At 75.8% G+C, this 8,971-nt stretch carries 8 protein-coding genes; 6 read left to right on the top strand and 2 right to left on the bottom strand.

The genetic code is table 11. From position 1 onward, the window contains the following. The coding region (locus CCN44_RS25840; protein ID WP_086699963.1) for a SpoIIE family protein phosphatase at positions 1–2,222 on the top strand (2,222 nt) is incomplete at its 5' end. A 15-nt stretch (positions 2,223–2,237) separates the two neighbouring features. On the opposite strand, the gene CCN44_RS25835 is transcribed toward CCN44_RS25840, so the two are convergent. Beyond that, positions 2,238–2,786: an RNA polymerase sigma factor gene (locus tag CCN44_RS25835; RefSeq protein ID WP_086699956.1), complete on the bottom strand. Its 549-nt coding sequence runs from the start codon at positions 2,784–2,786 to the stop codon at positions 2,238–2,240. 46 nt (positions 2,787–2,832) lie between these two features. Between CCN44_RS25835 and CCN44_RS25830 the strand changes: the two genes are divergently transcribed. The 5 genes from CCN44_RS25830 (at position 2,833) to CCN44_RS25810 (ending at position 8,375) form a co-directional block, all read left to right on the top strand. Then, positions 2,833–4,224: a serine/threonine-protein kinase gene (locus CCN44_RS25830; RefSeq protein WP_086699953.1), complete on the top strand. Its 1,392-nt coding sequence runs from the start codon at positions 2,833–2,835 to the stop codon at positions 4,222–4,224. Positions 4,225–4,385: 161 nt separating this feature from the next. Continuing rightward, positions 4,386–5,096 (top strand): DUF4232 domain-containing protein, encoded by a 711-nt coding sequence (locus CCN44_RS25825; RefSeq protein ID WP_059246795.1) that lies wholly within the window; start codon positions 4,386–4,388, stop codon positions 5,094–5,096. 197 nt (positions 5,097–5,293) lie between these two features. Next, on the top strand, positions 5,294–6,535 hold the full coding sequence (locus CCN44_RS25820; RefSeq protein WP_189396957.1) for a polysaccharide deacetylase family protein: 1,242 nt from the start codon (positions 5,294–5,296) through the stop codon (positions 6,533–6,535). Positions 6,536–6,633: 98 nt separating this feature from the next. Next, positions 6,634–7,851, top strand: coding sequence for an arsenic transporter (locus CCN44_RS25815; RefSeq protein WP_414820519.1), 1,218 nt, complete (start codon positions 6,634–6,636; stop codon positions 7,849–7,851). 32 nt (positions 7,852–7,883) lie between these two features. After that, entirely contained in the window at positions 7,884–8,375 is a 492-nt protein-coding gene (locus tag CCN44_RS25810; protein WP_059246792.1) for a universal stress protein, read from the top strand. Between the two features lies 1 nt (position 8,376). Here the strand turns inward: CCN44_RS25810 and CCN44_RS25805 are convergent. Beyond that, positions 8,377–8,971 (bottom strand): RICIN domain-containing protein (locus CCN44_RS25805; protein ID WP_143649966.1); only part of this gene is annotated, 595 nt, incomplete at its 5' end.

Here is an 8,971-nt window from a genome sequence, read left to right as displayed (position 1 = left end):
CGGGCGCGCGCTGGGCGGGCACGGTGGGATTGCGCCACCAGGACGGCCGCACCCTGTCCGTGTGGCTGCTCGCCCACCGCCGCCCGCCGCACGACGGACGCCCGGGCGACTGGCTCGTGGTCACCCCGCTGGCCGGCCCGCCGTCGCCCGCGGGCGGCGACCCGCTCACCGAGGCGGGCCTGCTCCAGTCGCCGTGCGCGGTCGCGGTGTACGACGACCGGCTGCGGCTGCGCCGGATGAACGCGGCGATGGCCGAGATCGTCGGACTGCCGGCGGAGCGGGTACGGGGGCTGCGGCTCCCGGAGATCGGCGGCAAACCGCAGAACGAGGAGCTGGAGCAGGGCATGCTCCGGGTACTGACCTCGGGCCGGCCGCTGGACATGCAGACCTTCCTGCGCGCCGGCGGCGAGGACCGGGCCCACGCCTGGCTCGCCCGCATGGCGCCGGTCCGGGACGCGGCGGGCCGGGTGCGGGGCGTGTGCCTGGCCGCGCACGACGTCACCGACAGCCACCGGGCCCGGCAGCGGCTGCAACTGGTCAACGAGGCCGGCGTGCGCATCGGGACCACGCTCGACGTCACCCGGACCGCGCAGGAGCTGGCCGACGTGTGCGTGCCCGCGCTCGCCGACTTCGTCACCATCGACCTGCTGGACCCGCAGGAGTACGGCGGCGAGCCGCCCGCCCGGGTCACCCCGCCGGTGCGGCTGCGCCGCGCCGCCCACCAGTCCGTCCTCCCCGGCGTACCGGAAGCGGTGATCAAGCCCGGCACGGCGGAGGAGTACCCGGCCTTCTCCCCGCAGGCCGACGCGCTGACCGCCGGCCGTACGATCACCACCTCGGTGGCCGCCGGCGACATGGACCAGTGGCTGGACTGGCACCCGGAACGCGGGGAGCGGGTACGGCAGTTCGGCATCCACTCCTCGATGTCGGTGCCCGTCCGGGCGCGCGGGCTGACGCTCGGGGTCGCGGTGCTCACCCGGCACCGCCGCCCGGACTCCTTCACCGCGGACGACGTGCTGCTGGCCGAGGAGATCACCGGGCGGGCCGCCGTCTGCATCGACAACGCCCGCCGCTACTCGCGCGAGCGGGAGACCGCGCTCGCGCTCCAGCGCAGCCTGCTGCCCCGGTCGCTGCCGCACACGGCCGCGCTGGAGGCCTCCTCCCGCTATCTGCCGGCCGCGCGCGCCGGCGTGGGCGGGGACTGGTTCGACGTGATCCCGCTGTCCGGGATGCGGGTCGCGATGGTCGTCGGGGACGTCGTCGGCCACGGCATGCTCTCCGCCGCCACCATGGGCCGGCTGCGCACCGCCGTCCGGACCCTCGCCGACATCGACCTGGCCCCGGACGAACTGCTCACCCACCTCGACGACCTGGTGGTCCGGCTGTCGGAGGAGTCCGGCGGCGACGGCGCCCCCGGTGAGGCCGGCAGCCCCGGCGAGGTCGGCGCGACCTGCCTGTACGCCGTCTACGACCCGGTGTCCCGGCGCTGCGCCCTGGCCCGCGCCGGGCATCCGCCGCCCGTGGTGCTGCGGCCGGGCGGTGTCCCCCAGGTCCTGGATCTGCCCGCCGGTCCCCCGCTGGGCCTGGGCGGGCTGCCGTTCGAGTCCGCCGAGGTGGAGCTGCCCGAGGGAACCGTCCTCGCGCTGTACACGGACGGGCTGGTGTGGTCCCGGGAGCGGGACCCGGAGACCAGCCGGGAACTGCTGCACGAGGTGCTCGGGGCGTGCGCGGACTCCCTGGACGAGACCTGCGACCGCGTCCTGCACACGCTGCTCCCGACCGGCGGCGCACCCGACGACGTGGCGCTGCTGCTCGCCCGCACCCGGGGCCTGCCCGGCTCGCAGGTGGCGACCTGGGACATCCCCGCCGATCCGGCGCTGGTCGCGCCGATCCGCAAGCAGGTCGTGGAGCAGCTGGACACCTGGTCGCTGAGCGAGGCGTCGTTCACGGCGGAACTGGTGGTCAGCGAGCTGGTCACCAACGCCATCCGGTACGGCGCGCGCCCCATCCGGCTCCGGCTGATCCATGACGCGGCCACCCTGATCTGCGAGGTCTCCGACACCAATCACACCGCCCCGCACCTGCGCCGCGCCAAGACCTTCGACGAGGGCGGCCGGGGGCTGCTGCTGGTCGCCCAGCTCACCCAGCGCTGGGGCAGCCGGCACCATCCGGAGGGCAAGACGATCTGGGCGGAGCTGCCGCTGTTCGAGGAGGACCGATAGGCCCGGCCGGGGTCCTCAGGAGACCGCCAGCCACGGCCGTATCTGCTTGCGGGCCTCGTGCAGCCGGGACTTGAGGGTGCCGAGCGGGATGCCGGCGCGTTCGGCGGCCTCGGCGTAGTCGAGCTGGCAGATGTCCCGGTAGACCAGCGGCGCGACCAGATGCGGATGCTCCCGCTCCAGCCGCTCCAGGGCCTCCAGCAGGTCCACCCGGGACCCGGCGATGACACTGGTGGTGCGCGGGTCGACGGCGTGCGCGGGCTCGATGGCCGCGGGCTGCTCCGCGGCCCGCCGCTTCAGCTCGCGGTACTTCTGCCGACAGCAGTTGGCGACGACGGTGTACAGCCAGGTGCCGAAGCGGCTGCGGCCCTGGAAGCCGGCGACGTGCCGGGCCACTTGCAGCAGCACGTCCTGGGCGGCCTCCTCGGCGTCCTCCCGGCAGGGCAGGAAGCGCGCGCAGCGGCGCACGACCTCGGGCCGGATCTCGGTCAGCAGCCGGTCCAGGGCCGCGCTGTCGCCGGCGGCGGCACGCCGGGCGAACTCCTCCATCGGCGCCGGGTCCTGCACGGACGGCCCCCCTCCCAGTGGATCTCAGGGCAGGCATGATAGTCGTATGCACCCCCCGGAGCGGATCGGCCGCCACCGCCTCGAACGGCCGCTGGGCAGCGGCGCCTTCGCCACGGTGTGGCTCGCCCACGACCCCCAGCTCCAGGCCCCGGTGGCGGTGAAGGTGCTCGCCGAGAACTGGGCGCACCGGCTGGACGTACGGGACCGCTTCCTGTCCGAGGCGCGGCTGCTGCGCCGGGCCGGTTCCAGCCGGGTGGTGCAGGTCTACGACATCGGCGAACTCCCGGACGGCAGGCCGTACTTCGTGATGGAGTACGCGGGCGGCGGGACCCTCGCCGAACTGCTGGCGGACGGTCCGCTGCCGGTGCGGGAGGCGCTCGCGCTGACGGCCGAGGCCGCGCGTGGCGCCGCCGCGCTGCACGAGGCGGGCATCGTGCACCGCGACATCAAGCCGACCAATGTGCTGCTGCACACCGCCCCCGACGGCAGCCGGCGGGTGCTGCTGGCCGACCTGGGGCTGGCCAAGAGCCTCGCGCAGACGTCGGTGCTGACCCTGGCGGCGGGCTCGGCGGGCTACCGGCCGCCCGAGCAGGCCGAACCCGGCGCGGGCATCGACGAGCGGGCGGACGTCTACAGCCTGGGCGCGGTCGGCTACGAACTGCTCACCGGGACCGTGCCGGGCCCGCCGGGGAAGGTGGTCCCGCCCCGGCGGCTGCGGCCGGACCTCGGCGAGGACGTGGAGCGGGCGCTGCTGCGCGCGCTGGAGCCGGACCGGGCACGGCGCTGGCCGGGTGCCCCGGCCTTCGCGGACGAGCTGGACCGGCTGGCCGCGGCACCGTCGGGCGGGCCCGCGCGGCGCCTGGACGGGCTGCGCGGCCGGCTCGACGCGGTGACGCTGGCCGTCGCCGCGGTGCTCGCCGCCACCGCCGCCGCGGTCACGGTGACCATGGCGCTCCACCGGGACGGCCCCGCGGCCGACGGGGTGCGGGTGGCGGACGCCACCGGGCGGCTGACCCTGCGGGTGCCGGACGCGTTCGGCCGGCAGCTGCGCGACTCCGGCTGGGACCCGCGGGCGCTCGGGCTGCCGTCCGGGCACCAGCCCGGTCTGGTGGTGGCCGACGACCTGTCCCGCTGGTCCGACCCGAAGGCCGCCGTGGACGGGGTGTTCGCCGGGGTCGGCGCGGACGGTGACGTCACCGCGAAGGTGAAGGCCCTCGCCCACTCCGACTGCCGCTACACCGGCACCCGCACCTTCGCGGACGCCCGCTGGCGGGGCCTGGTCCGGTCCTGGACCGGCTGCCCGGACGGCGGCTCGGTCACCGAGTCCGCGCTGGTCCCGGTGGGCGGCGGCGCGCGGTCGCAGGTGTACGTGCAGGTGCGTCAACACGGTGGCGGCGACGCGACCGACGGCGTACTCCGTTCGCTGCGGGTGGCCTGACGGGCGCCTGCCGAGGAGCGGGGCGGGGAAAAGAACCCGTCAGAACCCGCCGCGTCCCGAACTTTTCCGGCGGTCCGTGCATCGGACGGAGAGGACGGCGCACCCGGCGCCGTAGGCACGCGTTCCGGTCGCGTGCCGTGACCCTCCAGGAGTGTGGAGACATGGTGTACACCCCCCGGTCCGCGCGGCCCGGTGCCCTGCTCGTGGGCACGGTCGCCGTGCTGGGCCTCCTGACCGCCTGCGGCGACGGCTCCGGCGCGCACAGCGCCGGGCCGGCCACCGTCGCCGGTACGGCCGCGCCCGTGCGGGAGACCCCGCGGACCCCGCAGTCCGCCACGGCCTCCTCGCCCGCGGCCACCGGCTCCTCGACCGCCGGCACCGGCTCCCCGTCCGTGCCGCGGGCGACCGGCGCCTCGGGCGGCGGTTCGGCCGTCACCACCCCGGCCGCGGCGAGGAGCCGCTGCCACACCTCCGAGCTGCGCGCGTCCGTGGGCCGCAACGACCCGGGCGCCGGCCAGGAGAACTTCCCGGTGGTGCTCACCAACAGGTCCGCCCGGACCTGCACCCTGCACGGCTATCCGGGCGCGGCCTTCGTGAACGCCTCCGGCACCCAGCTCGGCCCGGACCCGAAGCGGGAACCGGGCACCCCGGTGACCGTCACGCTCAGGCCCGGACAGAGCGCCTGGGCCGGGCTGACCTTCTCCAACCCGGAGGTCAGCGGGGCCAGGACGGCCACGCCGGCCGCGCTGCTGGTCACCCCGCCGGACGAGCGGGACCCCTTGAAGGCGGCCTGGTCGGGCGGGCCGGTGCCGGTCGCCGGGAACGCCTCGTCCGTCCGGCTGACGGTGCTCAGCCCCGGCACCGGACCCTGACCCGGCGCCCCCTGCGCGCGAACCCCGCTGCCACCGCCCCCGCGGCAGCGGGGTTCGTCATGACGGCGCCACAACTGTCACAGGACGGCAACAGGCGCCGCCGGCCGCGATCTTTCCCCGGCATCCGGTCATCGAACCCGGTCGACCGCACGGCGACCAGGCCCGTCAGGGGCCATGACCAGGGAATCGGGGAGAAGATGAGCGGGATCTCACGCAGGCGGGTGCTGACGGCCGGAGCGGCGGCGGGCAGCCTCGGGGCACTGGCCGCCTGCACCTCCGGCACCGGCCTCCGGGTCGGCGGACCGGACCCTGCGGACGGGCGGGGCACCGCGCAGGCCCGGCCGGCGAAGCCGATCGGCGACGGCTCCACCGCCGACACCGGCGCCCAGCCGCACCAGCCGAAGCCGGCCCGGCTGCGGCCGGGCCGACGGCCCCCGCAGTTCGTGGTGTTCTCCTGGGACGGCGCGGGCGAGCTGAGCAACAAGCTGTTCTCCCGGTTCCGCAAGGTGGCCGCCGACCACGGCGCCGCGATGACCTTCTTCCTCAGCGGCATCTACACGCTGCCCGAGTCCAAGAAGCACCTCTACCGGCCCCCGCAGCACCCGGTCGGCGCCTCCGCGATCGGCTACCTCGCCGACCGGCACATCCACGCCACGCTCCAGCAGGTGCGCGCGGCCTGGCTGGAGGGACACGAGATCGGCACCCACTTCAACGGGCACTTCTGCGGCGCGACCGGCGTGCGCGCCTGGTCCCCGGCCGAGTGGCGCAGCGAGATCGACCAGGCCGTCGGCTTCGTGACGCGGTGGAGGACCAACACCGGCTTCACCGACCTCGACCCGCTCCCCTTCGACTACCGCAAGGAGCTGATCGGCGGCCGTACCCCCTGTCTGGAGGGCCAGGCCAATCTGCTGCCGACCGCCGCCGCGCTCGGCTGGAAGTACGACGCCAGCTCCCCCGGCGGCCTCCAGGTCTGGCCGGGCACGGTGCGGGGCGGCAAGCTGTGGGACTTCCCGTTGCAGTCCATACCGTTCGCCGGGCATTCCTTCCAAGTCCTGTCCATGGACTACAACCTGATGTTCAACCAGTCCGGCGGCAACCCGGCCGGCGACCGCGCGCAGTACGACACCTGGCGCGCCCAGGCCCGCGACACCTACCTGGCCGGCTTCCGGCGGGCCTACCACACCAACCGCGCCCCCTTCTTCATCGGCAACCACTTCGAACGCTGGAACGGCGGCATCTACATGGACGCCGTCGAGGAGGCCATCGGGCGGATGGCCGCGTACGACGAGGTGCGCTTCGTGTCCTTCAAGCAGCTCGTGGCCTGGCTGGAGGCGCAGGACCCGGCGGTGCTGCGCAGACTGCGCACGCTGGGGCCCGGGCAGTCCCCGGTGGGCGGCTGGGCGGAGTTCCTCGGCGCGGCGGGCAGCCCGTCGTCGTGACGGGCCGGGGGCGTTTGCTTTCATGGGCGGGCACCGTGTGACCGACTCCGGAAGGACCCGCCCTGAACACCCCGCTCGCCGAGGCGCTGTCCGCCGCCTTGCTGGTCGCCGTGCTGGCCTGGGCCGTCGTACGTCCCTTCGGGTGGCCGGAGGCGGTCATGGCCGTACCCGCCGCCGGGATCGCGGTCGCCACCGGTGTCATCTCGCTCGACCACGCCCGGGCCGAGGCCGAACGGCTCGGCCCGGTGGTCGGGTTCCTGGCGGCGGTGCTGGTGCTCGCCCACTTCTGCGATGTCGAGGGGCTGTTCCGGGCGTGCGGGGCGTGGACGGCCCGGTGGGCGCGGGGCCGTCCGGTGCGGCTGCTGACGGCCGTGTTCGCGCTGGCCTCGGCCATCACCGCCGCCCTCAGCCTGGACGCGACGATCGTGCTGCTCACCCCGGTGGTCTTCGCCACGGCCGCGCGGACCGGCGTGAGGCCCAAACCGCATGTGTACGCCTGCACGCATCTGTCGAACACGGCGTCGCTGCTGCTGCCGGTGTCCAACCTGACGAACCTGCTGGCGTTCGCCGCGAGCGGGCTGAGCTTCACCCGGTTCGCGGCGCTGATGGCGCTGCCGTGGCTGGCCGCGATCGCCGTCGAGTACCTGGTGTTCCGGCGGTTCTTCGCCCGGGATCTGACGGCGGCGGCACCGGCGGGCCGGGACACCGGCGAGGCGCCCGCGCTGCCGCTGTTCGCGCTGGTGACCGTGGGGTGCACGCTGGCCGGCTTCGTGGTGGCGTCGGCGTTCGGCGTGGATCCCGCCTGGGTGGCCGCGGCCGGCGCGCTGGTGCTGGCCGGGCGGGCGCTGCTGCGCCGGCAGGCGGGCCCGCTGACCGTGCTGCGGGCCGCGGCCCCGGGCTTCCTCGCGTTCGTGCTGGCGTTGGGCGTCGTGGTGCGGGCGGTGGTCGACAACGGCCTCGCGGACCTGCTCGGGCACGTCGTGCCGGACGGCACCGGGCTGCCCGCGCTGCTCGGCCTCGCCGCGCTGGCCGCGCTGCTGGCCAACCTGATCAACAACCTGCCCGCGGTGCTGGTCCTGCTGCCGCTCGCGGCGCCCACCGGGCCGGGCGCGGTCCTCGCCGTCCTGCTGGGCGTGAACATCGGCCCGAACCTGACCTATGCCGGATCGCTGGCCACACTGCTGTGGCGGCGGATCGTGCACCAGCACGAGCACGACGTGGACCTCGGCGAGTTCACCCGGCTCGGTCTGCTCGCCGTGCCGTCCTCGCTCGCGGTCGCGGTGGTGGCACTGTGGGGCTCGCTGCAGGTTCTGTGACGCCTGCGCCTGAGCCGAGGGAGGTGGACGGGATGCGGGTGATCGCCTGGCTCGTGGAGGGCACGTGGCCCGCCTGCGTGGACGCGGTGCGCGCCCATGCGCCGGACGACGCCGAGGTGGTGCTGCTCCATGTGAGCGGGCCCGATGTACCGGCGGTGGCGCACGGTGCGTTCGCCGGGCTGCTCGGGCGCGGTCACCGGGAGCTGGACCCGGGCGACCGTGTCGAGGCGCTCGGCGGCATGTCGGCGGCCTCGCTGCTCGACGCGGCGGCCGAACGGCTGGGCCGGCCCTGTGTGCGCGAGGAGCGGTCGGGCCGGGTGGAGCGCGAGGTGGTGGCCGCCGCCGAGGGGGCCGGGCTGCTGGTGCTGGCGCGGGACGGGGACCGGTCCCGGCTCGGGCCGAAGAGTCTCGGCCCGGCCGTCCGGTTCGCCGTCGACCACGCCCCCTGCCCGGTCCTGCTGGTGTGGCCGGAACCGGCCCCGGACCTGGGCACGATCCCGCCCCCGCCGCCGCACCACGCCTGACTCAGCGGTGGTGTCCGCCGCTCGCGGGCGACGGCGTGGGCGGCGCGGTGCGGGTGGGCCGCGGGGTGCTGCCGGCGTCCCAGCGGACGTTCTCCATCCGCGGATCCGGGCGGGCGGTGTCGACGGTCCAGCGCTGGGCGGCGCCCGGGGAGCGGGTCTTGAGCACGAGGGCGCCGGAGCCGTCGGTGGCGGCCGGGGTGAGGGCCAGGCCCTGCCCGGAGCGCGGTACCAGGACGCCCTGGAGGGTGAAGTCGTAGCGGATGTCGCGGGCGGCCCGGCCGGTGGCCGCGCAGGGGGCGAGGCGCACGGAGTAGCCGAGGCGTGAGTCCAGGCACAGCTCGGGAGCGGCGGCGTTGCGCAGCAGCCCGTCGGTCTCGTACGTCCACCGCTGGCTCGGGGTGGCTGAGCAGTCGGAGAGTTCCGTCTCGGCGCCCTCGGCCGCCTTCTCGCCGACGACGCCGACGCACAGGCCGGAGGCGAGATTGCGGAGCCTGCCGTGCAGGGCGGCGCGGCCCGGGGTGTCGCGTCCGGCCCAGGAGGCGCCCGGGGAGGCCGCGGCGCCGCCGGGGGTGGCCGTGGGCCGGCCGGCGGAGCCG

It is taken from the genome of Streptomyces tricolor, from assembly GCF_002155905.1.
Classification (GTDB): domain Bacteria; phylum Actinomycetota; class Actinomycetes; order Streptomycetales; family Streptomycetaceae; genus Streptomyces; species Streptomyces tricolor.
Note: the sequence above shows the minus strand (reverse complement) of the source record. Positions and strands in the feature narration are given on the sequence as shown.